The following is a 25,959-nucleotide window of genomic DNA, read 5'->3' on the forward strand; positions in this document are numbered from 1 at the left end:
TAATGAATTTATAAAATAAATTTGAAATGGCTTTTAAAAATAACAACAACACATGGCTATTTGTTGCAAAAGAGCGAAAATGTTAGAGCTTGTTGATATTTTAGAATTGTAAAATGGTCAGCGTCGAAAGATAACAGGTCTTATACAATTTCAACTTCAAGTGCATTAGGGTCAATGAAGTGATCCCCCATCAGGGCTTTCATTTGCTCTTCACTGGCAAATAATCGAATTCCGCAATATATGCCCTTAGCATGTTTTTTCACACTGCATATTTGCCCTTCGTGCTTTGTATCTTCATCAAACACTACGATGCAACGCATATCTTTAATGTCGTCGATTTCTTGGGTTGTTTTAATATCAAACATAACACCCGTTAACGAAATATCTTTTATAACACCTTCAAAGGAAGGGCGATCATCCGATAATTTTAACTTGGCTGGAAACAGCGTCGGTATACGCGCTTGCGAGCGCAGTTCAGATAGCTGTACTTGTGAAGGATAGTCGATAAACAATAACTTAGCCGGGTGAGATGCTACAGACATAAGCTGCTGACGAAACGCAATCACATGCCCGCCACTGCCCTCTATAAGCGCTCTTACCACCACCATAACACCATCACGCAGGTAATCACTTGCCATAGGAAGTCGCTTAGCGCTGGGATAGTTTAAAATAATAAATTTGTTTTCTAATAAACCAATAAACTCCGTTTTTACACGTCGGCTACTGGTTGGTGTCAGTATTTCTAAATCAACTATGCCACCCGTGACGATTTGGTTTAACTTTTCCAAATTGGTTTTTCGCATATTTCCTTCCTGATATTTATAACGTTATCCACGCCAAAATGTTGGGGTAAATAGCACAAGTAAGGTAAATATCTCTAAACGACCAAATACCATAGCGACTGTTAGTATCCATTTAGCGGCATCACTAATCGCACCATAATGAGAGGCTACGTCACCCAAACCTGGGCCCAAGTTATTAAGGCAGGCTGCTGTCGCAGAGAATGCGGTAATGTTGTCTAACCCTGTGCCCATTAACGCTAACATAATAATAATAAAGACTAGTGCATAAGCCGAGAAAAAACCCCATACCGCTTCAACTACTTTATCTGGTAGCGCCTTTCGTCCTAACTTTATAGAGTATATAGCTCGAGGATGCACTAAGCGGTTTAGCTCTCGCACCCCTTGTAGATAAAGTAAAAACACGCGCACTACTTTCATACCGCCACCGGTAGAACCCGCACAGCCACCAATAAAACTAGAGAATATTAATAAAATAGGTAAAAACAAAGGCCAAGCAGAAAAGTTATCTGTGGCAAATCCTGCGGTGCTGCTTATAGATACAGCTTGAAACAATGCCTGATCGAGGGTTTCATCGCCATTGGCATAAACATCGTGAGATGAAAGTACCGTGAAACAAATCACCACCAGCGCGAGCTGAATACATAGAAACACTTTGAATTCAGGGTCACGAATGTAGACACTAATATTACGACTCGCTACAGCAGCATAATGCAGAGAAAAGTTAATGGCTGCGATAATTAAAAAGAACACACAAATAAAGTTAATTACTGGGCTATCAAAATGCCCCATTGAAGCGTCATAAGTAGAAAAACCACCAATAGCCACCGTAGAAAAAGCATGGCAAATTGCATCAAACCAATTCATGCCAGCGCTCCAATACGCCAAAGTACATGCAAGGGTAATAGACACATAAATATACCAAAGGTGTTTAGCGGTGTCGGCTATACGCGGGGTCATTTTGGAATCTTTAACGGGGCCTGGAATCTCAGCCCGATACAACTGCATACCACCTACGCCAAGCATTGGCAGGATTGCTACCGCTAATACAATGATCCCCATACCACCAAACCACTGTAATTGTTGGCGATAAAACAAGACCGATTTAGGCAGATACTCTATACCGGTCAGTACGGTAGCTCCTGTGGTGGTTAAGCCAGAAAAGGCTTCAAACACGGCATCGGCCAAAGAGAGGTTGGGTTCTTGTAAAAATACCAGCGGTAAGGAGGCAAACGCGCCTAGTACTAGCCAAAACAAAACCACGATTAAAAAGCCTTCGCGGGCTTTTAAATCGCCATGCTCATGCCTATTTGGGTAATAAGCCATTAAGCCAATAACAACACTGAATATAAAGGCTAAAACAAACGGCACCCCTCCACCATCTTTATAAATTAAAGACACTAGCGCTGGTGGCACCATAGTAATACTGAATAGCGCAACCAATTGGCCAAGAATTTTTATGATGGTACGAAATTGCATTGAGCGTATCGCTTTTTTATTAGTAAATTAAAATAACTACTGTATGACTCGAAATTTAATGTTTAATCATTAAATGGGATGAATGTAAGACTATTACTCTTTGATTGTTAACTCAACTGCGCCGTGGCTTAAATCAAAAATATCTTTGATGGCTTGCTGCGCTTGGCGACTATCAATGGTAATAGTCCACTCAATATTTGCAGTAAACTGCTTTTCAATATTAAGTACCTGAAAGTTCGTTTTTAAATGTTGCTCTATCGCCCCTTGCATACTGTATTCACTAAAGCCCACCAGCTCAGCGCTCGGCACTTTCACCACGGTTTGTAGTTTTGCTAAGGCATTATTGAGTGAACCACCATAAGCACGCACCAGCCCACCCGTACCGAGCTTTATACCTCCAAAGTAACGTGTTACCACAGCGGTCACTTCACCTAAGCCTGAGCCCACTAGCACATTGAGCATGGGTTTACCGGCGGTGCCATTGGGTTCTCCGTCATCAGAAAAGCCATAAACATGGCTGCCCCCTGGGTTACCTGCAACATGTGCCCAGCAATTGTGGCGTGCATCACTATATTTTTCTTCAATATTTTTAATAAAGGCTTTCGCAGCATTTAGATCGGCCGTGTGACCTATATGAACGATAAAGGTACTTTTTTTAATTTCTTCTTGATGAAATACAGCTTCGGCTGGGTATTTATATTCAGACATAGCACTTACTCAGGCTTTAATTAAAAAAATGGGGCCAAAAGGCCCCTTTGTATCCGTTTATTTTAGCGCGTATTGGCTAACTCGTCTTTATAAGGATTTAGTCGAGTAATAAATTACGCGTCATATTTTCTAGGCTATCTTCGTGAACAATAATATTGTCCTCGATACGAATACCGCCAAAAGGTTTAAACGCTTCGACCTTTTCCCAGTTAATAAATTGCTTATTGTCTGTTTGTGCTAAATCACCCAATAAAGAGTCAATAAAGTACAAACCTGGCTCAATAGTAAACACTTGGTTTTTCTCAATTAAGCGAGTACAGCGCAAGAATGGATGACCCTCTGGTGGCGCTTGATGTGCCCCTGTTTCATCACGCATAAAACCACCCACATCGTGAACCTGTGCACCTAAATGATGCCCTAAGCCATGCGGGAAGAAAGTTGAGGTAATTTGACGCTCAACAATTTCAGCTGCAGGTAGTTTAACAATATCAAAATCACTTAATAGCTGAGCAATACGGTTATGGCAATCAATATGCAGATCGCCATACAGTAAACCTGGCTTTAAGCTTTTTCCTAACTCAATTTGATGCGCTGTCATAGCGTTAACTAAGTCAGCAAACTCACCCTGCTTTTTAAAGTCGTAGGTACGGGTAATATCCGCAGCGTAACCATTAAAATTAGCGCCCGCATCAATTAAAAATGAATTATGCGTTTGTGGTGCTTTTGGCTCAAAATGGGTGTAGTGCAAAATAGCGCAGTTTTCGTTAAGGGCCACAATGTTGCCATATGGCATTTCGTTTTCACTTTGACGCGTTGCCATTAAGTAAGCTTGCTGAATATCAAACTCGCTACCACCATTAAAAAACGCATCACGCGCTGCTTTATGGCCATCAACCGCAATACAGTTCGCATTACGTAAACACTCAAGTTCATATTGCGTTTTATAAGCACGGTGGTAATGAATATAGTTAAGTACTGGCTCAGGGTTCATAATGCTAAAACCAAGTGCTTGTGCTACTTCGAGATACTCACCAATGTAGGCAAATTTAGCTTTATCGTAAGGTAGTAGCTTTTCAACCTGATCAGGTTGTAATAACAATTCAATATCGAAGTATTCTGCCCAAAAATCTCTTGGCTCATCAGGTACTTTATGCCAAAAATCAATTGGGCGATAAAAAATAAGTTTTGGCTTATCGCTACCATTTACCACAATCCAGCAATGTGGATTATCAATAACCGGTAGCCACGCTTTAAAATGAGGGTTAACTTTAAACGGGTAATACATATCATCTAAAAATTGGCGCTTAGCTTGGCCTGAATGAATGACTAATCCTTCTAACCCTTCTTGCTCACAAATAGTACGTGTACGCTGCTGCAATGTTGCAATATGTTCGGCGTATAATACGGCTAATTTTTCCATAATAAACCCATCTGTTAAATTTAACTTGCTCTGAGTCTACCACTTATAAACAAAGCGCTCAAAAAAGAGGGATAGTTACCGTGTAAATATCCCTCTGCTGTTGTAGATTTATTTTTACTACCCGCCCATGGTCATCTCTAATAGTGGCGCGAGTAAATTCCCTTCTCGGCCAAGGCGAGTGTGATAAACCTGCCGATACGCAAATACGTTTTTTACGTAGTCTCGAGTTTCTCTATATGGAATAAGCTCAACCCATAGCTCTGCGGGCATCGCTTCCTCTGGTAGCCAACGCTTAATTCGGTGATATCCGGCGTTATAGGATGCTGTTGCCAACACCTCGTTACCGTGATTTTTCTTTTTTAAATACTGTAAATAGCGGGTACCAAGTCGAATATTGGTTTTTGGCTGATACAAACGACGGCTAGATACATCACCTTTGTTAATATATTTTGCGGTGCTTGGTAATAACTGCATTAACCCGCGTGCATTTGCATGAGAACGGGCATCAGGTGCAAATGAGCTTTCTCGACGCGCAATAGCGATACTCCAAGTTAAATCTATTTTGCTACGATTACTGTAGCGCTCAAACATTTCTTGAAACGCAAATGGAAAACGCAAATCAACATAATCCCATGCTTTTATTTTTGCTAGGGTAAATATTGTACTATCAAACCAATCAAGTTCTGCCGCAAGCACTGACGCTGCTAGCTTTTCATCATCTTCAGAAGTGTTGGTTAAATAATTCCATTCACGTCGGGCCGCTGTAAATCGCTCAAGTTCATATAGTGCCTTAGCACGCTTAAAGCCTGGTGCATTACTGACTTTTGTCACTAAGGCTTGATTTACATTGACTGGTAGCTCATTTAAATCAACCGGTAACCCTAAGCGAGCAGCGGCTAAAAAACCGTAATAATCACGGTTAGCGGCTACCTTGCTCCAAATTGCCTTAGCTTTTTCATGCTCTGCGCGTTTGTCATAACTATAAGCAAGCCAATACTGTTGCCCTAAGCTAAGGTTTTCTTTTCCGGTAAAAAATGCCGCAATGCCTTCCCAATCTTGCGTTTTAAGCATATTGGCTAGTTGCCATTGCATTAATTTGCGATCTTGGCGCGCTTTAGGGACTTTATTTAAATAAAAGCTCGCCTGGCTATGGCCGCTCGACGCTAACGACAGCGCAAAGGTATAATATACCTCCGCCTTTTCATCATCAGCAAAATCAAACATGCCTTCAATTTTTTGCCACGCCTTTAATGCCAGCTCTTTATCACGCCAAATTAAACGCTTAATACCATAAAGCGCTATTTCCCCTTCTTTGGCTGTTTTACGTTTATAGCGGTAAAGGCCTGCAGCAGCACTAGGATCGCGCCTTACCTTGGAATATAAATCAGCTAAATAACGCTCCTTGGCTGGCAATAAGGTTTTTAAATAAGGCAATAAACGATAAGAGCCCCCTTGTGCCGCTAAAGTAACACGCTGCCACACAACATCAGGCGTTAAATAACCATTTTGTCGCCAGCGCTGAAAAAGCCCGTCACATTCACTGGGCTGTGACTCGCCTACCGTCCAAATGTCAGTTACCTGCGAGAGTATTGCTTTTTTAGGCGCTCCTAAATCAAGTTGATAACTAAGGTGGGTACAACTAAGCTCAGTGTCAGAGGTTTCACGGTAGTTTTTAATAAATGCTGCTTTTTTATTTCTGCGCTTTAAATAATTTAACCATGCTTTGCGCACTGGCCACTCTAATGGCGTGTGTTCATAAATAGTGAGGAAGTTTTCTATTTCTGTTTGGTGTTTTAAACTGGGGTAGCGCTGCCAATAGGCTTTTTCTACATAGGGCTTAAGTGGGTGAGACAATGAGTCTACCGCTTCTTTAAAGCTATTGTAATCGCCATAGCGGGCTTGTTTTTCTGCATCTAAAAATGCATCAAGTTCGGTATTTGCGTTGGCAGAGGGAAAAGATAAAAATAGAGTCGCTGCCGCTACGCTTAATAAATATTTTTTCATAATGTCCTTTAGGGCATAGTTACCTTCAAGGCTGACAAGAGTGTGGCTATGGGTAAATAAAAAAACAGCGCAGGCACTGTAACTCTATTTTATTTACTTTGATAAAACCCAAGCTATAAACACCAAGACAGCGCAATAAAATGAATAAAGAAAACTTTCAAACCCACCTTAGCACCAAACCAGCTATATTTTAACCAGACGTTTGTAACCAAGATAAATTTTTCGTTGCATTTTTAAATTAAAGCAAGCACACTGGTCTGAATATGAACTCATCGTACCAGTCTTAGTTCATCAACTAGGGAGAATAATAATGTTATATAAAAGCGATTCCTTTGAAGTTAGCTTCGTGAAGGAAAACATCGCCGAGTTTAAGTTTTGTGCTACAGGTTCTGTAAACACATTATCTCAACAAACTCTTGCAGATTGCGCGGCAGCATTAAAAGAATTAGCCGCTAACACTGATATTAAAGGCATGATTTTTACCAGTGATAAAGACCACTTTATTATTGGTGCCGATATCTTCGAATTTTTACCTACTTTTACTAAGCCTGAAGCAGAATTAGTAACGTGGATCAAAGATGCAACTGACGTTTTTGATGCAATTGAAGATTTACCATTCCCAACACTAAGTGTTATAAACGGCTTGGCGCTTGGCGGCGGCTGTGAGTGGGCACTTGCTACCGATTATCGTGTTGCAAGTGACTCAGCAAAAATGGGTTTACCAGAAGTTAAATTAGGCATAATGCCTGGATTTGGCGGTACAGTGCGCCTTCCGCGCATTATTGGTGCCGATAACGCGATGATGTGGATCACCACAGGTAACGAAAATCGCGCAGCTGATGCCCTTAAAGTAGGTGCGTTTGACGCAGTAGTTAGTGCCAACAAACTACAAGAGTCAAGCATAGCAACATTAGAATTAGCGATTACTGGCAAGCTAGATTGGCAAGCAAAACGCGCTGTAAAATTACAACCGCTTAAATTAAACCGTGTTGAGCAAGGCATGAGCTTTGCAATGGCAGAAGGTATGGTGATGGGTAAAACCAAAGGCCACTATCCTGCTCCAGTTATGGCCGTTCGCACTATTAAAGCAGCAGCAAACTGCTCACGCGCAGAAGCAATGGCAATTGAAAATGCCAACTTTGCAAAGCTTGCTCGTACCAACGAAGCAGCCGCGCAAACAGGTATCTTTTTAGCGGATCAATACATTAAAGGTAAAGCACGTAAATTTGCTAAGCACAGCGATGTAGAAATTAAACAAGCTGCTGTATTAGGCGCAGGTATTATGGGCGGCGGTATTGCATACCAATCTGCTTATAAAGGTACACCAATCATCATGAAAGACATCCAACAGGATGCACTTGATTTAGGTATGGGTGAAGCGTCTAAGCTATTAGGTGCAAAAGTTAAGCGCGGCCATATGCCGATGGAAAAAATGCTAGCAACGCTTAGCAAAATCAAACCAACGCTTAACGATGCAGACCTACAAAACGCCAACATTATTGTTGAAGCCGTAGTAGAAAACCCTAAAGTGAAGCAAGCCGTACTTGCTGATCTTGAAAAGAATATGCCAGAAGGCACCGTGCTCACGTCAAATACATCGACTATTTGTATTGACCTACTTGCAGAAGCACTTGAAAAACCAGAAAACTTCTGTGGTATGCACTTTTTCAACCCAGTACCAAAAATGCCATTAGTAGAAATTATCCGTGGTGCAAAAACCTCAGATAAAACCATTAATGCCGTAGTTGATTACGCACTTAAACTAGGTAAATCGCCGATTGTTGTTAACGATTGCCCAGGCTTTTTTGTAAACCGTGTTTTATTCCCTTACTTTGCAGGCTTTAGCAAATTAGTGGTTGAAGGCGCTAACTTTGCAAAAGTAGATAAAGTCATGGAAAACGTATTTGGCTGGCCTATGGGTCCGGCTTACCTACTTGATGTAGTCGGTATTGATACTGCTTTCCATTGTACTGGCGTAATGGCAGACGGCTTCCCTGAACGTATGGCACGTGCAGAGAAAGATCCAGTGACTGTTTTTGCTAACGAAAAACGTTTTGGTCAAAAGAACAAAGCAGGTTTTTACAAGTATGAAACAGACCGTCGCGGTCGTCTTAAAAAATCGCATGACCAAACAGCGATTGAACTACTTGCACCAATTACAGACGCACCAAAAGAATTTGATAAACAAGAAATCATTGACCGTTGTATGATCCCAATGATCAACGAAGTGCTACTTTGTTTACAAGAAGGCATTGTTGCTTCTCCTCAAGAAGCTGATATGGCACTTGTATACGGTGTTGGTTTCCCTCCATTTAGAGGCGGCGCGTTCCGTTACTTAGATCAAACAGGTTTAGCTAACTTTGTTGCAGCAGCAGACAAATACGCTCACCTAGGTGCGATTTACCAAGTATCAGAGCAAACTCGCAAGTGGGCTGAAGAAGGCCGTGTTTTCTATAAGGTGGAAGGTTAATATCATGAATAATCCAGTAATTGTAGATTGTATCCGCACACCAATGGGTCGCTCAAAAGGCGGCGTATTTAAAAACAAACGTGCGGAAGACTTAAGCGCTCATTTAATGAAAGGCTTATTAGAACGTAATCCAGCAGTTGACCCTGCGTCAATTGACGATATTTATTGGGGTTGTGTACAGCAAACTTTAGAGCAAGGCTTTAACGTTGCACGTAACGCATCTCTACTTGCAGGCATTCCACATTCAGTGCCAGCAACCACAGTGAACCGTTTATGTGGCTCATCAATGCAAGCATTGCATGATGCTGCTCGCGCTATTATGACTGGCGCTGGCGATACTTACCTAATTGGTGGTGTTGAACACATGGGCCACGTACCTATGACTCACGGTAACGACTTTCACCCTGGCTTAGCAACATCAATTGCACAAGCTTCTGGCTCTATGGGTTTAACTGCTGAGTACCTTGCTACTATTCACGGTATTAGCCGTGAGCAACAAGATGAGTTTGCTTACCGCTCGCATCAACGTGCACATGCTGCAACAGTTGAAGGGCGTTTCCGCCGCGAAATTTTAGCAATGGAAGGTCACGATGCTGACGGTTCACTTATCCTTGTTGAAGATGATGAAGTAATTCGCCCTGAAACAACGGTTGAAGGTTTATCGCAGCTGCGTCCAGTATTTAACCCTGCTACGGGTTCTGTTACTGCGGGTACATCTTCTGCACTTTCTGATGGCGCATCAGCTATGTTAGTGATGAGCGAAGAAAAAGCAAAAGAACTTGGCTTACCAATTCGTGCATATATTCGCGCGATGGCCGTTGCCGGTTGCGATCCATCAATCATGGGTTACGGCCCAGTACCAGCAAGTAAAAAAGCATTGGCACAAGCTGGTATTACTATTGATGACATCGATGTTGCTGAACTTAACGAAGCATTCGCAGCACAATCACTGCCTGTACTTAAAGACCTAGGTTTAGCGGATGTGGTTGACGAAAAAGTGAATTTAAATGGCGGCGCTATCGCACTGGGTCACCCGCTGGGTTGTTCGGGTTCGCGTATTAGCACCTCACTTATTCACTTAATGGAAGACAATAACGCAAAATACGGTTTAGCGACTATGTGTATTGGTTTAGGCCAAGGTATTGCTACTGTATTTGAACGTGTTCAAGACTAATTAGTGTTGAATATCTAAAACCAGCTTGGTGATTAAAAAGGCGGACTAGCGCAAGTTAGTTCGCCTTTTTTATACCACCAGCTTTTGCAGGTTTAAAATGAATAATGTGATCGGGTGCATTAAATTTATTTCAGATTATCTATTAATAAGTTGAGCTGTTTTGTTATACGTAAAATAGTTAACCAACAGCTTTATTTGCGCTAAACTACCCGACCTAACCAAGCCACGACTATTTTTACAGGTAATTTTTATGAGCTTTGATAACCCCGATCACCAATTAGATGCTATCGGCCTTCGTTGCCCAGAACCTGTGATGATGGTGCGCGCTGCAATTCGCAAAATGAGCGACGGCGAAACACTGCTTATTATTGCCGACGACCCCTCAACCACCCGTGATATACCCAGCTTTTGTACGTTCATGGATCACACGCTAGTGGCTAAAGAAGTTGCAGAGTCACCATATAGATATGTGGTGAAGAAAGGATTGTAAAGCTATCAGCTATCAGCTATCAGCTATCAGCTATCAGCTATCAGCTCAAAATAAAAAAACCGTGTTTGTTAAATCAAGCACGGTTTTTTATTTTATCTTTAAACTAACGACTGACAGCTTTTAACTTACAGCTTTTACTTCTTCGTTATCGTCACTTGCGGCTCATCGTAGTCACTAAAATCAATGCTGACTATATACGACCCTTTGATTGCGGGTGTGTAGCTAAAGTAATTATAAATGGTATTACAGTCGGCGCGTGTTGATTGGCCGAGTGTTAGGCTTTGCCCTGATGGCTGTGAATCGCTGTAGCCACAGTTAAAACCTTCACTAAAATCTGCATCCGCTATTTTAAATTCGTACACTTTGCCTGGGGTCGAAAACCTAACTTGGGCTTGGTAAAGCGCAGGCCCAACTTGTTTAAATTGATATTGAGGTTCGGCATCCCATAATGTGAAGTCCCCTCTTAAATAAATACTGCGATCCAATTCTTGCTGCGGCAACACGTCGTTAATTGAAATTTGGCTCGTACAAGCACTCAATAAGCCCACTAAGGCTAACGTGAAAATGCGTTTCATTGGGAGCTTCATGGTGAATCCTCTATTAACTAATATAAATAAAACACTAAAAAGCCAGCATAATGCTGGCTTTTTTAATAGCTGTTAGCTGTTATTTTTGTAATACAGAAATATCTGCAATTTCTAAAAATAACCCACTTAACTGACTTAAAAGCGCAAGGCGGTTTTGCTTAACCGCTTCATCGTCGGCCATTACCATGACATTGTCAAAAAAGTTATCAACACTGTCACGAATGCCAGCTAATTGGCTTAATGCCTCTTGGTAGTTTCCATCGCTGTACAGTGGCGCTAAGTCGGTAGCAAATTTTGCAACTTGAGAAGCCAGTACTTTTTCTGCGTCGTCACTTAGTAAGCTCTGTTCAACATCACCTTGCGTTGTAATGTTGTTTTTAGCCAGAATATTACTTACACGCTTATTAGCGGCTGCAAGCGATTCTGCGGCGTCTAACGTACGGAAATGGCTCACGGCTTTAACTCGGCGGTCAAAATCAACAGGCTTTGTTGGACGACGCGCAAGTACGGCTTGAATCACATCTACCTCAATGCCTTCATCTTGATACCAAGCACGGAAACGCCCTAGCATAAATTCGAATACATCGGTCGATACATTTAGGTTAGTCAGCTTTTCACCAAACAAGGTTTGTGATTTAGCAACAAGGTCTAAAATATCAAGCGGTAGCTGTTTTTCTACCATAATACGTAATGCACCAATAGCAGCACGACGAAGTGCAAATGGGTCTTTATCACCTTTTGGTGCTTGACCTATACCAAAAATACCCACCAGCGTGTCAAACTTATCTGCAATAGCCACTGCACAGCTGATCAAACTCGTTGGTAAGTTATCGCCAGCAAAACGTGGCATGTATTGCTCGTTTTGTGCCACTGCGACTTCTTCTGCTTCACCATCGTGACGCGCGTAATGCATTCCCATTACACCTTGTACGTCGGTAAATTCCATTACCATTTCGGTCATTAAGTCAGTTTTACTTAATAAGCCAGCACGCGCTGCCAGTGCTTTGTCGGCACCAAGTTGCTCTGCAATGTAACCTGCCAGTTCACTAATACGCTGTGACTTATCTTTAAGCGTACCAAGTTGTTTTTGGAACAATACGCTATCAAGAGATTCTAAACGGCTTTCTAATGTTTTCTTTTTATCTGTTTCAAAGAAGAACTGCGCATCGGCTAAACGCGGGCGCACTACTTTTTCGTTACCAGAAATAACTACACTAGGATCTTTACTTTCGATGTTAGAGACAAACAAAAACTTATTTAAAAGTTTGCCGTTTTGATCTAATAACGGAAAGTATTTTTGATCGTCTTTCATGGTGTAAATAAGCGCTTCAGCAGGTACATCTAAAAATGCTTCTTCAAATGTGGCTGTTAGCGTTACTGGCCATTCTACCAATGAAGTAACTTCTTCAAGTAAGTCTTCATCCATAGCAACAACGGCATTAACTGCTTTGGCTGCATCTTCTATTTGCGCGCGAATCTGTGCTTTACGCTGTTCGTAGTCAGCAACAACGTAAGCTGATTTAAGTACATCAAACACATCATCAGCATGATCAATGCTAATTTTTTCAGGGTGATGAAAGCGATGGCCTTGCAGTTGATTACTCACTTGCTTACCAAGAATTTCACCCTCAACCAGTTCACTACCGAATAAAATAGTTACCGTATGCACAGGGCGAATAAATTGTGTTTTATTCGCACCCCAACGCATTGGTTTAGGGATAGGTAGTTTAGCGAGCGCTTTGCTTATAGCGTCGGTCATTAACGTTTTGGTTTCTTGCCCTGCTACTTTAGCAATGTGCAATAACCATGCGCCCTTATCTGTTTCTAGTGTTTGCGCATCTTTTACTTCAATACCACAACCACGAGCCCAACCCATGGCTGCTTTAGTTGGGTTACCCTCAGCATCAAAAGCGGCTTTAGTTGCAGGGCCACGTTTTTCAACTTCTTTGTCTTGTTGTTTAGCTTCAAGTGCTTTTACTTGTAAACCTAAACGACGTGGCGATGCATACCAGCTCACACCTTGGTGATCAAGTTCTAAGCTTTCAAGTTCTGCTGTTAAGTTTGCAGCAAAGGCTTCGGCTAATTTACGAAGTGATTTTGGTGGCAATTCTTCGGTGCCAATTTCTACTAATAAATTTTCTGCTGACATGCTTACTTATCCTTACACAGCGGGAAACCAAGCGCTTCACGTGCATCGTAATAACTTTGTGCACACGCTTTTGATAATGCACGAACGCGTAAAATGTAACGTTGACGCTCGGTCACCGAAATAGCATGACGTGCGTCTAATAAGTTAAATGCGTGCGATGCTTTCATTACTTGCTCGTAGGCTGGTAATGGTAGGCTTGCTTCAATTAGCTTTTGGCTCTCAGCTTCACATTTATCAAACTGTTCAAATAAGTCGGCTACGTTTGCATGTTCAAAGTTATAGGTTGATTGCTCAACTTCATTTTGATGGAACACATCACCGTAAGTTACGCGCCCAAATGGACCGTCAGCCCATACTAGGTCGTAAATGCTATCTACGCCTTGAATGTACATTGCTAAACGCTCTAGGCCGTAAGTAATCTCGCCCGTTACCGGTGAGCATTCTAAACCGCCCACTTGCTGGAAGTAGGTAAACTGCGTTACCTCCATGCCATTTAACCAAATTTCCCAACCTAGGCCCCACGCACCTAATGTAGGTGATTCCCAGTTATCTTCTACAAAGCGAACTTCGTCAGTTAGGGTATCAATACCTACAGCAGCTAAAGAACCTAAGTAAAGCTCTTGAATATTGTCTGGCGATGGTTTTAACACAACTTGGAATTGGTAGTAATGTTGTAAGCGGTTTGGGTTCTCACCGTAACGGCCATCGGTAGGACGACGACACGGTTGAACGTATGCGCTCGACATTGGCTCTGGGCCAATTGATTTTAAAAATGTTTGCGGGTGAAATGTCCCTGCGCCCACTTCCATGTCAAGTGGTTGAATAATGACACAGCCTTGCTGTGCCCAATAATCCTGTAAAGCCAGGATCAAACCTTGAAAGGTTTTAACGTCATATTTTTGCATATTTGGCTTTTTACTATCTGAGAAGTAGCGTGAAAATTACCCTCAGTATACCTTGTGCACACTCAGGTTTTAAGCAGTTTGTGCGTTTGAAAAAATAAAAAAGGAGCCTAAGGCTCCTTTTTTGTGATTACTATAATGTTTTATACGTCTAAGTTAACCACACGCAGTGCGTTCGTTTCAATAAACTCACGACGCGGCTCAACTTGATCGCCCATTAATGTGGCAAATAATTGATCCGCTGCAACAGCATCTTCAATTGTTACTTGCAACATACGGCGTGCGCTTGGATCCATGGTGGTTTCCCAAAGCTGATTTGGGTTCATTTCACCCAATCCTTTATAGCGTTGAATGTAGATCCCGCGCTTAGACTCTGCGATCAACCATTCCAATGCATCCACAAAGTTATCAACAGGTTTTGTTTTCTCACCACGTTGGATGTAAGCACCCTCTGTGATGATATTTGCAATGTTTTTACCTGTTACAGCAATGCGTTGGTAGTCTCTTGATGTAATAAAGTCATAATGAAGTACGTGTGCTTTATCCACACCATGCTGACGAATATTCACAACTGGATAATACAAGTTACGCTCTGTATCGTGCTCAGTTCCCGCATGGAAAATAGTTGCATCTTCATCACGTTCAATTAAGTCATCAACCAGCTCTTTAGTCCAAGCAATTACCTTAGCTTCATCTGAAAGGTCTTCTTTTTTCAGCTCGCTTTGGTAAATCAAACGGTTCATAACGGTGTTCGGATACTTACGCTTTAAGCGCTCGATAACTTTAACCGTGTTTTGATAATCGTGAACAATTGACTCTAATGCTTCACCATCAACTGCTTCTGCACTATCACTGGTGTACAGTGCTGCATTGCTTAGCGCTAGAGATGTAAGGTAATCAACTAATGCAGGGTCATCTTTAATATAACGCTCTTGCTTACCTTTTTTCACTTTATAAAGTGGAGGCTGAGCAATATAAATGTAACCACGTTCAACAATTTCCGGCATTTGACGATAGAAGAACGTTAGTAGCAAGGTACGAATGTGAGAACCATCCACGTCGGCATCGGTCATGATGATGATGCGATGATAACGTAATTTTTCAGGGTCATACTCGTCACGGCCAATACCACAACCTAATGCAGTAATCAGCGTTGCCACTTCTTGCGAAGATAACATTTTATCAAAACGTGCTTTTTCTACGTTTAAGATTTTACCTTTAAGCGGAAGAATCGCTTGATTCTTACGGTTACGACCCTGCTTGGCTGAACCGCCAGCTGAGTCACCCTCCACTATATATAGTTCAGATTGGGCTGGATCTTTTTCTTGGCAATCCGCTAGTTTGCCCGGTAAACCAGCTAAATCCATAGCACCTTTACGGCGTGTCATTTCACGTGCTTTACGAGCGGCTTCACGCGCGCGTGCTGCATCAATAATTTTGCCAACAACAATTTTTGCATCCATTGGGTTTTCTAATAAAAACTCAGTGAATTTTTCAGCCATTGCTTGCTCTACAGCAGACTTAACTTCACTAGATACTAGCTTGTCTTTAGTCTGTGATGAGAATTTAGGATCAGGCACTTTAACACTCACAACTGCCGTTAAGCCTTCACGCGCATCATCGCCCGTTGCGTTACTGGTTGTTTTAGCCTTTTTGTTAAAGCCTTCTTTTTCCATGTAGTTATTAAGCGTACGTGTTAGCGCAGATCTAAAACCAGCTAAGTGAGTACCACCATCACGTTGTGGGATGTTATTAGTAAAACAGTAAATATTTTCTTGGAACGCATCATTCCACTGCATTGATACTTCTACACTTATACCATCTTCTTCACGCTCGTGAGTAAAATGGAACACCCCTTTATGTACTGGTGTTTTATTGCGGTTTAAGTATTCAACGAATGCTCTAATACCACCTTCGTATTTAAAATGGTCACTCTTATTTTCTTCGCGCTCATCATTTAAAATGATGCTCACACCTGAGTTCAAAAACGATAACTCGCGTAAACGCTTAGCTAAAATATCGTAATGGAAATCTAGGTTAGTGAACGTTTCGCCACTTGGCCAAAAGCGTAACTCAGTACCGGTTGTTTCAGAATCACCAATAGCTGCAAGTGGTGCATCTGGAACACCCATAGTGTAAAACTGCTCGTAAAGTTTACCTTCACGACGAATAGTTAGTTTTAATTTTTCTGATAATGCATTTACTACCGATACACCAACACCGTGCAAGCCACCTGATACTTTATAAGAGTTATCATCAAACTTACCACCAGCGTGTAGCACCGTCATAATTACTTCAGCTGCAGATACACCTTCTTCTTCATGTATAGAAGTAGGAATACCACGGCCGTTATCTCTTACAGATACCGAACCGTCTAAGTGAATAGTGACATAAATATCATCACAGTGACCTGCTAAGGCCTCATCGATAGAGTTATCAACGACCTCAAACACCATGTGGTGTAAGCCCGTACCATCATCGGTGTCCCCTATATACATACCAGGACGCTTTCTTACTGCATCTAATCCTTTAAGTACTTTAATACTCGACGAATCATAATTCTCAGACATGGTTAATCCCACTTATCTTGTTATTAGGTTGCCATGTTTCACGTGGAACATTTTTAGTTCTCGTTGCATGGGTTCCACCACAGCAGAAATACTTTCAGATAAAATTGAAGAAATAAATATTTGAGAACTACAGTGAGTCAATAACTGGCCCACTTTCTCTTTTGTATCTTCGCTTAGTTCTGAAGGTAGATCATCTATTAGCAATATTGATTGCTTATCTGTCTCTGACTCAATTAAGCTATTTTGCGTTACTTTTAACGCATACAACAATAACTTTAATTGCCCGCGTGAGAATACATTCTCAACACTGCTGCCAGCGACACTAAAACTAAAATCAGCCTTATGAGGGCCTTTACTTGTAAAGCCTTGGCGAGAATCTCGCTCAAAACTTTGCTCTAACGCATCACAAAGAGATTCACTCTCTTTCCAGCCCGCATTGAAGCTAATTTCTAAATCGCGTATTAGCGTTAATTCTGCACACATTTTATCAAAAAATTGCTGCTTAAACCTAGTTATATACGCGATTCTTAATTTATTTATTTGTTCTGCCAGTCTAACAAATTCTTTGTCCCAAAACTTGATTTGGTCAAAATAATTCTTAGGCTTAGATTTTAATAAGGCGTTGCGTTGTTTAAGCACTTTATTAAACGATTGCCATAAGAAAAAAAACTCATGTTCCACGTGGAACAAACCTAAGTCTAAAAACTTTCTGCGCTCCTTAGGACCGCCAAAAAATAGCGAGTAGCTTTCTGGTGTTATTATTTGTACCGGCATTAACTGGGCAAGTTCAGATACTTTTCGACTCGCCTTACCCTGGATTTTTAAATTGGTTTCACCCGCTTGGGTTTTACTAATACCAATAGGGATAGATAAATCGTATAACGCTTTGCGGCCATGAATAACAAACTGATCTTGCTGGTGTGCAATAATACTTTTATGTTTAGAAGTTCGAAAAGATTTGCCGTGAGAAAGGTAATATATAGCCTCTAAAAGGCTGGTTTTTCCGCTGCCGTTTTCACCATAAATTATATTAACGCCATTAACTGGTTCTAGCGTCAGCGCCTCAATATTACGAAAATATTTGAGGCTCAAATGACTTAAGCTCATTATGTATTTATAATCTTATAAACGCATAGGCATAACGACGTACATAGCTTCTTCATCGCCAGCACCTTCGATTAGTGCACTGCTATTTGAATCGGCAAGTGTAAATAACACATCTTCAGTTTTTAATGTATTTAAAACATCAAGCACGTAAGACACATTAAACCCTATTTCTAGGTCATCGCCCTCGTACATTACTTCAACTACTTCTTCCGCTTGTTCTTGCTCTGGGTTGTTAGCCGTAATTTTTAATAAACCGTTTGATAAATTTAAACGTACACCACGAAACTTTTCATTCGATAAAATCGATACGCGTTGAAATGCATTACGTAACCATTCTCTGTTTGCTGTAATAACTTTATCGCCACCGCGTGGTAAAACACGGCGGTAATCAGGGAAACGGCCATCAACTAATTTACTCGTAAAAGTAAACTCAATATCAATAATACGGATGTGGTTAGCACCAAACTGAATAGTGACTAACTCTTGGTCGGCAACCATTAGGCGCATAATTTCTTGCACGCCTTTGCGCGGTATAATTAATTGGCGCTGTGTATTTAATGACTGACCTAGTTGCTTTTGTGCAATCGCTAAACGGTGCCCATCAGTGGCGACTGTTTTTATATCGCTGTTATCAACTTCAAACGACATGCCGTTTAAGTAATAACGCACATCTTGGTTTGCCATTGAAAAGTGCGTGCTTTCAAGTAATTTACGCAACTCTAAACGCGTTAGTTGAAACTCAACCTCACCATCCCACTGCTCTAAATTAGGAAAATCTTCAGCCGCTAATGTGGTCAATGAAAAACGACTTTTACCACTGGTTAAAAGTAGCTGATGGTCTTGCAAGCTTAAAGTAAGATCAGAACCATCCGGTAAACTTTTACAAATATCGAGTAATTTTTTAGCCGGTAATGTGAGCTTGGTATCGGCAACATCATCACCTACAAACACGCTCGCCACTAATTCAATTTCAAGGTCGGTCCCTGTCATTGAAAGCTGGCCATTTTCTACCACGAGTAATACGTTAGATAAAATGGGTAACGTATGCTTACGCTCTATGGCACCCGATACTTGCACCAATGGTTTTAAAAATTGTTCTCTTGATATTGTTATTTGCATAATAAAGTCAGCCCTAAGATGACAATGTTCTTATTAAATTTTGGTAATCTTCTTTAATCTCGTGGCTTTCGTCACGTAATGATTTAACTTTGCGACACGCGTGCAGTACTGTTGTATGGTCACGCCCACCAAAGGCATCCCCAATCTCAGGTAAGCTGTGATTAGTGAGTTCTTTAGATAATGCCATGGCAACTTGGCGCGGCCTTGCTATAGAGCGGCTGCGGCGCTTAGACAGTAAATCAGACACACGTATTCTATAGTATTCTGCTACCGTACGTTGAATATTGTCTATGGTGACTAGCTTATCTTGCAGTGCGAGTAAATCACGCAGTGCTTCTTTTACAAAGTCGATAGAAATTGGGCGGCCGGTAAAGTTTGCATTAGCAATTACACGGTTTAAAGCCCCTTCAAGTTCACGTACGTTTGAACGTAATTTTTTAGCGATAAAAAATGCCACTTCATGCGGTAAATTAATTTTACTTTGCTGGGCTTTTTTCATCAAAATGGCAACGCGTGTTTCAAGCTCTGGCGGCTCAATCGCGATAGTTAATCCCCAACCAAAACGAGATTTAAGGCGATCTTCAACCCCTTCAATCTCTTTAGGATAACGGTCAGAGGTTAAAATAATTTGCTGGTTACCTTCTAATAATGCATTAAAGGTATGAAAGAACTCTTCTTGTGAACGTTCTTTATTAGCAAAAAATTGAATGTCATCAATCATGAGTGCATCAACACTGCGGTAATAACGCTTAAACTCTTCGATCGCATTATTTTGCAGTGCTTTAACCATGTCTTGCACAAAGCGTTCTGAATGCATGTAGACAATTTTAGCATCTGGCTTATTGGCCATAATACCGTTGCCTACCGCATGTAATAAATGCGTTTTACCTAAGCCCGTACCACCGTATATAAAAACAGGATTAAATGCAGAGCCAGGATTATCTGCTACCTGAGTGGCAGCCGCTTTTGCTAATTGGTTAGATTTACCCTCAACAAAACTGTCAAAGGTATAGTTTTCTTTAATGTTTGATTTATAACCCGATTTAGGAGCGGGCTCAACAACTGGTTTTTGTTCTCGTGGTTGTTGTTTTGCCGTTGCTTGCGTACTTGGTGCTGATTGTGTTTCAACTACCGGCGCAGCTTGTGCATTTAATAGCGGCTTGCTGCCTACATCAAAGCGTAATTCAGGGGCTTCTACACCACAAATTTCAACCAGTAACTCATTTATTCTATTTAGGTATTTTTCTCTTACCCAATCAAGTACAAAACGATTAGGCGCATAAATCGTCAAGGTATCTTCGGTACTTTCTGCTTGAAGTGGTCTGACCCACATACTAAATTGCTGCGAAGGCAATTCATCTTGCAATACATATAAACAACTTTGCCAAACCGACAGATACACAGTAAAACTCCCAGAGATATAATTTTTATTCCCGCACATCAATAATGATTCAAAAATCACACCTGTATTGCGTTTAAATGGCTCAATAAGCAGCCCAAGACCGACTATTATGAATGCACTTTATCCACAAGTAAAAGATTGATTTTTATAAAATTGTTGATATCGATGTATAAATATAATAACAGACTGATTTAAATAGCTTTTTATTTTAAAGCCTGATTAGAGATCATAACAAAACTGGCAGCAGATCGCGACTATAATTTATGATCTAATTTACTTTTCCCATGCTTTTATTCACTTTTTATACAGGGGCTGTGGAAAACTTCTTATTTATGATGATCCTATCGGATCATGAAAGTTGATCACAAATAAACATGCTTTACGCGCTCTATTATGATTGACTTTTCGTCACTTCATCTATAATATCTCGCGCTCGCAATGGCACCTGTGCCAGGATCGCGACCTGCATAGGGTGTTTTAACTTTAACCGATCGGATGAGATTGTTATGAAAAGAACTTTTCAACCTAGCGTTTTAAAACGCAAACGTACACACGGTTTCCGTGCTCGTATGGCAACTGTAAATGGCCGTAAAGTATTAGCTCGTCGCCGTGCTAAAGGCCGCAAAGTTCTTTCTGCTTAATTTATAAGTGGAAGACTTTAGCTTTGGCAGGGAGTTACGTCTGTTAACTCCCTCGCATTACTCTCGCATATTTAATGAACCCGCTCGGGCTGCAACTCCTTTCTTTACCTTATTAGCAAAACCAAGTGACCAGTCTAAACCTAGGTTAGGCCTTACTGTTGCTAAAAAACGTGTAAAAAAGGCATGTCAACGAAACCGTATTAAACGTCTTGCTCGCGAAAGTTTTCGTTTAAACCAACACACGCTCGATAATATAGATATTGTGTTGATGGTAAAAAGTGGCATTGATGAACAGTCCAATGAAGAATTAACCAAACAACTAACAAAGTTGTGGCGTAAAATTAATGAACGCTGCAAACCCGGTGCCCCTAAACCGCCACCATTTAAAAAACGCCCAAACAAATCAGCTAAATCGACTAAACAAACTCAATAGCAATAGAATTACAGGGTTAATTAAGGTATCTTTAGCTCACCTTTTAATCATGCGTTTAAAATCTTAAAGTAAGTCTTTAAATACATGGTATCTATTCACTAAACATAACGTAGGGGCATGTACAACATGAGGTTACTTAAACCACTTGCTGCGTTACCAACACGTTGTTTAGTTTTATTTATCCGCGGTTATCAAAAGTGGATTAGCCCGCTATTGGGTCCGCATTGTCGTTTTAATCCAACCTGTTCTAGCTACGCTATTCAAGCAATTAATTTGCATGGTGCAGTAAAAGGCAGTTGGCTCGCAGTTAAACGCATATTAAAATGCCATCCTTTACATTCAGGTGGAGACGACCCCGTTCCTGAAAAATTAACCCGTATTAACCACCAACACGAGAAATAAGAGCTGTTATGGAATCGCAACGCACGTTTTTATTCATCGGCCTAATGCTAGTGTCGTTTTTATTATTTCAAGAATGGAATAATGACTACAACACACCAAAAGCCGATCCTAGTGCCACTACACAAACACTAAAAGCAAACTCACCGGAATCAGATGATTATGTTCCAGCTTCATCAGACTCTGGTTTACCTGCTTCAACTACTTTAGCTAAACGCTCAGTCATTGATATTACAACTGACGTGTTCAAAGTTAAAATTGACACCAAAGGCGGTGACATTGTTGAAACAAACTTAATTAATTATAAAGAAACCAAAGGCAGTGATGTTCCTTACATGCTACTTGGTGAGTTTGATGGTAAACAATACTTTTCACAAAGTGGTTTAATAGGTTTAAATGGCCCAGATGCATCTGCAAATGGTCGTCCTACTTACCAATCAGAGCAAACCTCTTACACCTTAACAGGTGATGAGCTTCGCGTTCCACTGCAATTTACCGACAGCAACGGTGTAAGCTTTACTAAGACTTATGTATTCAAAAAGGGTCAATATGATGTTGGCTTAGAATATAAAGTTAACAACACCACTAGCGCGCCAGTACAAGTGCAACTTTACACACAAATAAAGCGCACCGTACAAGAAAAAGGCAGTATGGTTGATCAAAACTATTTAGGGGCTGCATACGGTACTGATGAAGAAAAATACGAAAAGTATAGTTTTTCAGATATGGCCGATAAAAACCTCAGCATTAATACCCAAGGTGGCTATGTTGCCTTTATTCAGCGTTACTTTGTAAGTGCTTGGGTACCAATGCAAGATCAAGTAAATACACTTTATAGCTTAATTACTAAAAGTAATGCGGCTATTATTGGTGTTAAAGACGAAGCGGTTAATGTTCAAGCTGGTAGTGAGCAAGTACTTACTGCAACTTATTACATGGGCCCTAAAGAGTCAGATAAACTTGAAGCCATTCATCCAGACCTAGACTTAACAGTTGATTATGGTTGGTTGTTTTTCATTTCGCAGCCGTTATTTGTGCTATTAAAATGGTTACACAGTATTTTAGGTAACTGGGGTGTAGCAATTATTGCCATCACTATTATCGTTAAAACATTAATGTATCCACTGACTAAAGCACAGTACACCTCAATGGCTAAAATGCGTGCGTTACAGCCTAAGATGAAGGCGCTAAAAGAAAAGTATGGCGATGATCGTCAAAAATTCGGCCAAGCGACGATGGAAATGTACCGTAAAGAAAAAGTGAACCCTATGGGTGGCTGTTTCCCTATTTTACTACAAATGCCAATCTTCTTAGCCTTGTTCTATGTATTCTTAGAATCAACAGAACTTCGTCACGCTGAATTTGTACTTTGGCTAACTGACCTTTCTGCGCAAGACCCATACTACGTATTACCAATCTTATTTGGTGCGAGTATGTTTGTAACGCAAAAACTACAACCTATGACGGTTACCGATCCAATGCAGCAAAAAATGATGACCTTTATGCCGGTTATCTTCTCTGTGTTCTTCTTATGGTTCCCATCTGGTTTAGTACTTTACTGGTTAGTGTCTAACCTTATCTCTATTGTCCAGATGTTAATCATCTACCGTGGCATGGAAAAGAAAGGTATTAAAGTAAGGGGCGATTAATCCTCCCTACTTATATAAAGGCGACTTAGGTCGCCTTTTTTATTGCCAATTTTTTATAACAGCATTCGCGAGTGCCTATTTGATAGGTTACAATACCGCCATTACGTTATTTAAGTTGGCAAATAAACCGCATGATCAATCACGATACAATTGCAGCACAAGCCACTGCCCCAGGCCGAGGCGGTGTTGGTATTATTCGCGTTTCAGGAAACCTAGCCAAACAGGTTGCTGAAAAAATAATTGGCAAAGTCCCTAAAGTTCGTTATGCCGACTATGTGCCATTTAACACCCTTGCAGGTCAGCAACTTGACCAAGGTATTGCGATTTACTTTGCCGGCCCACACTCATTTACCGGTGAAGACGTACTCGAACTTCAAGGCCATGGCGGCCCTGTTGTGCTTGATATGCTACTCAAAGAAATAAGTAAAATAGACGGGGTACGTTTAGCAAAGCCTGGTGAATTCTCTGAGCGTGCGTTTATGAACGACAAGCTTGATTTAACTCAAGCAGAAGCAATCGCCGACTTAATTAATGCAACCAGTGAGCAAGCGGCTAAAAGCGCCCTACAGTCACTTCAAGGCCAATTCTCTAAGCACATAGAAACCTTAGTTGAAAAAGTCATTCACTTGCGGATGTACGTAGAAGCCGCTATTGATTTTCCTGATGAAGAAATCGATTTTTTATCAGACGGAAAAGTGGGCGGTGATTTAAATGCCATCATTGAGCAACTTAATGCCGTAACCAATCAAGCCAAACAAGGCAGCATAATGCGCGAAGGTATGCGCGTCGTTATTGCTGGTCGCCCTAATGCAGGTAAATCAAGCTTACTTAATGCATTAGCAGGACGAGAAGCGGCCATCGTAACAGAAATAGCTGGCACCACTCGAGACGTACTACGTGAGCATATACATATAGATGGTATGCCACTGCATATAATCGACACCGCAGGCCTGCGTGAAAGCCCAGATCGCGTTGAACAAATAGGTATTGAGCGTGCATGGGATGAAATAAACCAAGCCGATCGCGTGTTATTTATGCTTGATGGCACCGATACAACCGATACCGACCCTCATGCTATTTGGCCAGAATTTATGGCTAAGTTACCCCAAGGTATGGGCGTGACCGTGATCAGAAACAAAGCCGATTTATCAGGTGATGTAGTCGGTATGGATCAAAAGCAACAATATCCGGTCATCAGTTTAAGTGCTAAAAATGCTGACGGTATAGAACTTGTGCGTGAGCACTTAAAAGCCTGTATTGGTTTTGATGGGGCCACAGAGGGTGGATTTATGGCGCGTCGTCGTCACTTAGATGCCCTTGAGCATGCAGCCTACCACTTAGATACCGGTAAAACACAATTAGAAATGCATGTGGCCGGTGAAATTTTGGCTGAAGAACTGCGTTTAACGCAGCAGTATCTTAACGAAATAACTGGTGAATTTACCTCAGATGATCTACTTGGCAAAATATTTAGCTCGTTCTGTATCGGTAAATAGTCGAATTAATAAGTAACAATATAATTTATTAAGGGTGCTTAGGCGCCCTTTTCCATGCCTAATATTTACAATAACAACTCACCTAGCTGTGCTTTAATAATCCACTTTAAAAACCAAACAGACTACAAATACAGTTTGAGCTGCACTTATATCAGCCTCAATTCGCCTTTAATAATGTACATAAAAAATGTAACAACGCTAATAATCACAGCTATTAGCGGCTAAAACGTTTTCATTTATAGAACAAAATAGCTGTAGTTATGCTTATTAAACACTCTAAAACTGAAGCTATAGCATTGGTTATCCATGTTTGAATAGGGGGAATTATCAAGTCATAAAAACAAAACGTAACTAAAAAATACGTTTTGTTCGTCTACACCACCAGCAAAATTCAGTTAAATATTCACTTTAGATCACTCAAATTTATTTTTTTGCAGATCAGTTATCCACAATTGCGTGTTTTTTTGCTTCAGCGAGGAATTAAACGTCTTTAAAATGGGGAAATAAGCTGTATTTAATTAAAAAAGGGCTGTTTATAAAAAATAATAATGGTTATTTAACCTGATCTGACTAAATAGATCATTTTTTAAAATTATTTTCGATCCCAATTTAAGGTTATCAACAAGCTTTATATCCACATTAAGATCAACAAGCATCTATACGTTTATTTTCAATCGCTGGTGGCAAATACTAAATATAAAATCAATGACTTAGCAATAAAACTGCAACTTTAATTGATAGTTAAGCAGAGCTTTCCCCAACCTTATCAACAACTTGATCAGAAGATTACATTTAAAGATATTTTGTTAAACCTTTAATTATCAGGTAGTTAAACAATACATTTAAGTAAAGGCTTAAATAAGTACAAAAATAGTTATACAAAATAGCACTCTTAACTTTACTGTTATACTCACTGGGCTATCATAGGCGGCAATTAAAACTAATAGTGATCACAAATAT

At 40.7% G+C, this 25,959-nt stretch carries 20 protein-coding genes; 8 read left to right on the top strand and 12 right to left on the bottom strand.

The window, feature by feature from the left end; genetic code table 11:
• Positions 1 to 140: 140 nt before the first annotated feature.
• From QMA00_RS09510 to QMA00_RS09530, 5 genes are all read right to left on the bottom strand, one after another.
• Entirely contained in the window at positions 141 to 803 is a 663-nt protein-coding gene (locus tag QMA00_RS09510; RefSeq protein WP_076922767.1) for a flagellar brake protein, read from the bottom strand.
• 24 nt (positions 804 to 827) lie between these two features.
• Entirely contained in the window at positions 828 to 2,279 is a 1,452-nt protein-coding gene (locus tag QMA00_RS09515; protein ID WP_076922766.1) for a TrkH family potassium uptake protein, read from the bottom strand.
• Between the two features lie 93 nt (positions 2,280 to 2,372).
• Complete coding sequence (locus QMA00_RS09520) at positions 2,373 to 2,987, bottom strand: YigZ family protein (RefSeq protein WP_076922765.1); 615 nt, start codon at positions 2,985 to 2,987, stop codon at positions 2,373 to 2,375.
• Positions 2,988 to 3,084: 97 nt separating this feature from the next.
• Positions 3,085 to 4,407, bottom strand: coding sequence for a Xaa-Pro dipeptidase (gene pepQ / locus QMA00_RS09525; RefSeq protein WP_076922764.1), 1,323 nt, complete (start codon positions 4,405 to 4,407; stop codon positions 3,085 to 3,087).
• A 117-nt stretch (positions 4,408 to 4,524) separates the two neighbouring features.
• On the bottom strand, positions 4,525 to 6,411 hold the full coding sequence (locus tag QMA00_RS09530; protein ID WP_290156942.1) for a lytic transglycosylase domain-containing protein: 1,887 nt from the start codon (positions 6,409 to 6,411) through the stop codon (positions 4,525 to 4,527).
• A gap of 310 nt (positions 6,412 to 6,721) precedes the next feature.
• Between QMA00_RS09530 and fadB the strand changes: the two genes are divergently transcribed.
• The 3 genes from fadB to tusA all read left to right on the top strand — a co-directional run bounded on the left by fadB (position 6,722) and on the right by tusA (position 10,545).
• Positions 6,722 to 8,881: a fatty acid oxidation complex subunit alpha FadB gene (gene fadB, locus QMA00_RS09535; protein ID WP_290156943.1), complete on the top strand. Its 2,160-nt coding sequence runs from the start codon at positions 6,722 to 6,724 to the stop codon at positions 8,879 to 8,881.
• Between the two features lie 4 nt (positions 8,882 to 8,885).
• Positions 8,886 to 10,055 carry an acetyl-CoA C-acyltransferase FadA gene (fadA, locus tag QMA00_RS09540; RefSeq protein WP_033102898.1) on the top strand — a complete coding sequence of 390 codons (1,170 nt, stop codon included), beginning with the start codon at positions 8,886 to 8,888 and terminating at the stop codon, positions 10,053 to 10,055.
• A 250-nt stretch (positions 10,056 to 10,305) separates the two neighbouring features.
• The gene (tusA, locus tag QMA00_RS09545; RefSeq protein WP_016900033.1) at positions 10,306 to 10,545 is read left to right on the top strand and encodes a sulfurtransferase TusA; all 240 of its coding nucleotides are present in this window, start codon (positions 10,306 to 10,308) and stop codon (positions 10,543 to 10,545) included.
• Between the two features lie 134 nt (positions 10,546 to 10,679).
• Here the strand turns inward: tusA and QMA00_RS09550 are convergent, their stop codons facing one another.
• From QMA00_RS09550 to dnaA, 7 genes are all read right to left on the bottom strand, one after another.
• Entirely contained in the window at positions 10,680 to 11,132 is a 453-nt protein-coding gene (locus tag QMA00_RS09550) for a hypothetical protein (RefSeq protein WP_024601485.1), read from the bottom strand.
• A 79-nt stretch (positions 11,133 to 11,211) separates the two neighbouring features.
• Entirely contained in the window at positions 11,212 to 13,281 is a 2,070-nt protein-coding gene (glyS, locus tag QMA00_RS09555) for a glycine--tRNA ligase subunit beta (protein WP_290156947.1), read from the bottom strand.
• Positions 13,282 to 13,283: 2 nt separating this feature from the next.
• Positions 13,284 to 14,186, bottom strand: a complete 903-nt coding sequence (glyQ, locus tag QMA00_RS09560) for a glycine--tRNA ligase subunit alpha (RefSeq protein ID WP_010392717.1) — start codon at positions 14,184 to 14,186, stop codon at positions 13,284 to 13,286.
• A gap of 140 nt (positions 14,187 to 14,326) precedes the next feature.
• A complete protein-coding gene (gene gyrB / locus QMA00_RS09565; protein ID WP_076922759.1) occupies positions 14,327 to 16,753 on the bottom strand; it encodes a DNA topoisomerase (ATP-hydrolyzing) subunit B in 2,427 nt (808 codons plus the stop codon).
• A gap of 12 nt (positions 16,754 to 16,765) precedes the next feature.
• On the bottom strand, positions 16,766 to 17,860 hold the full coding sequence (recF, locus tag QMA00_RS09570; protein ID WP_016900030.1) for a DNA replication/repair protein RecF: 1,095 nt from the start codon (positions 17,858 to 17,860) through the stop codon (positions 16,766 to 16,768).
• Between the two features lie 15 nt (positions 17,861 to 17,875).
• Positions 17,876 to 18,979, bottom strand: a complete 1,104-nt coding sequence (gene dnaN, locus QMA00_RS09575; protein WP_008112965.1) for a DNA polymerase III subunit beta — start codon at positions 18,977 to 18,979, stop codon at positions 17,876 to 17,878.
• 13 nt (positions 18,980 to 18,992) lie between these two features.
• A complete protein-coding gene (dnaA, locus tag QMA00_RS09580) occupies positions 18,993 to 20,381 on the bottom strand; it encodes a chromosomal replication initiator protein DnaA (RefSeq protein ID WP_008467048.1) in 1,389 nt (462 codons plus the stop codon).
• A gap of 506 nt (positions 20,382 to 20,887) precedes the next feature.
• On the opposite strand from dnaA, the gene rpmH reads away from it, so the two are divergent.
• The 5 genes from rpmH to mnmE all read left to right on the top strand — a co-directional run bounded on the left by rpmH (position 20,888) and on the right by mnmE (position 24,999).
• Entirely contained in the window at positions 20,888 to 21,022 is a 135-nt protein-coding gene (gene rpmH, locus QMA00_RS09585) for a 50S ribosomal protein L34 (protein WP_008112968.1), read from the top strand.
• A gap of 7 nt (positions 21,023 to 21,029) precedes the next feature.
• Positions 21,030 to 21,455 carry a ribonuclease P protein component gene (gene rnpA, locus QMA00_RS09590; RefSeq protein WP_008467046.1) on the top strand — a complete coding sequence of 142 codons (426 nt, stop codon included), beginning with the start codon at positions 21,030 to 21,032 and terminating at the stop codon, positions 21,453 to 21,455.
• 126 nt (positions 21,456 to 21,581) lie between these two features.
• On the top strand, positions 21,582 to 21,857 hold the full coding sequence (gene yidD, locus QMA00_RS09595; protein ID WP_008467044.1) for a membrane protein insertion efficiency factor YidD: 276 nt from the start codon (positions 21,582 to 21,584) through the stop codon (positions 21,855 to 21,857).
• Positions 21,858 to 21,865: 8 nt separating this feature from the next.
• A complete protein-coding gene (gene yidC, locus QMA00_RS09600) occupies positions 21,866 to 23,503 on the top strand; it encodes a membrane protein insertase YidC (protein WP_076922758.1) in 1,638 nt (545 codons plus the stop codon).
• A gap of 131 nt (positions 23,504 to 23,634) precedes the next feature.
• Entirely contained in the window at positions 23,635 to 24,999 is a 1,365-nt protein-coding gene (gene mnmE / locus QMA00_RS09605) for a tRNA uridine-5-carboxymethylaminomethyl(34) synthesis GTPase MnmE (RefSeq protein WP_069438510.1), read from the top strand.
• Positions 25,000 to 25,959: the final 960 nt, after the last annotated feature.

The organism is Pseudoalteromonas sp. APC 3694 (genome assembly GCF_030407565.1).
GTDB classification, from domain to species: domain Bacteria; phylum Pseudomonadota; class Gammaproteobacteria; order Enterobacterales; family Alteromonadaceae; genus Pseudoalteromonas; species Pseudoalteromonas tetraodonis.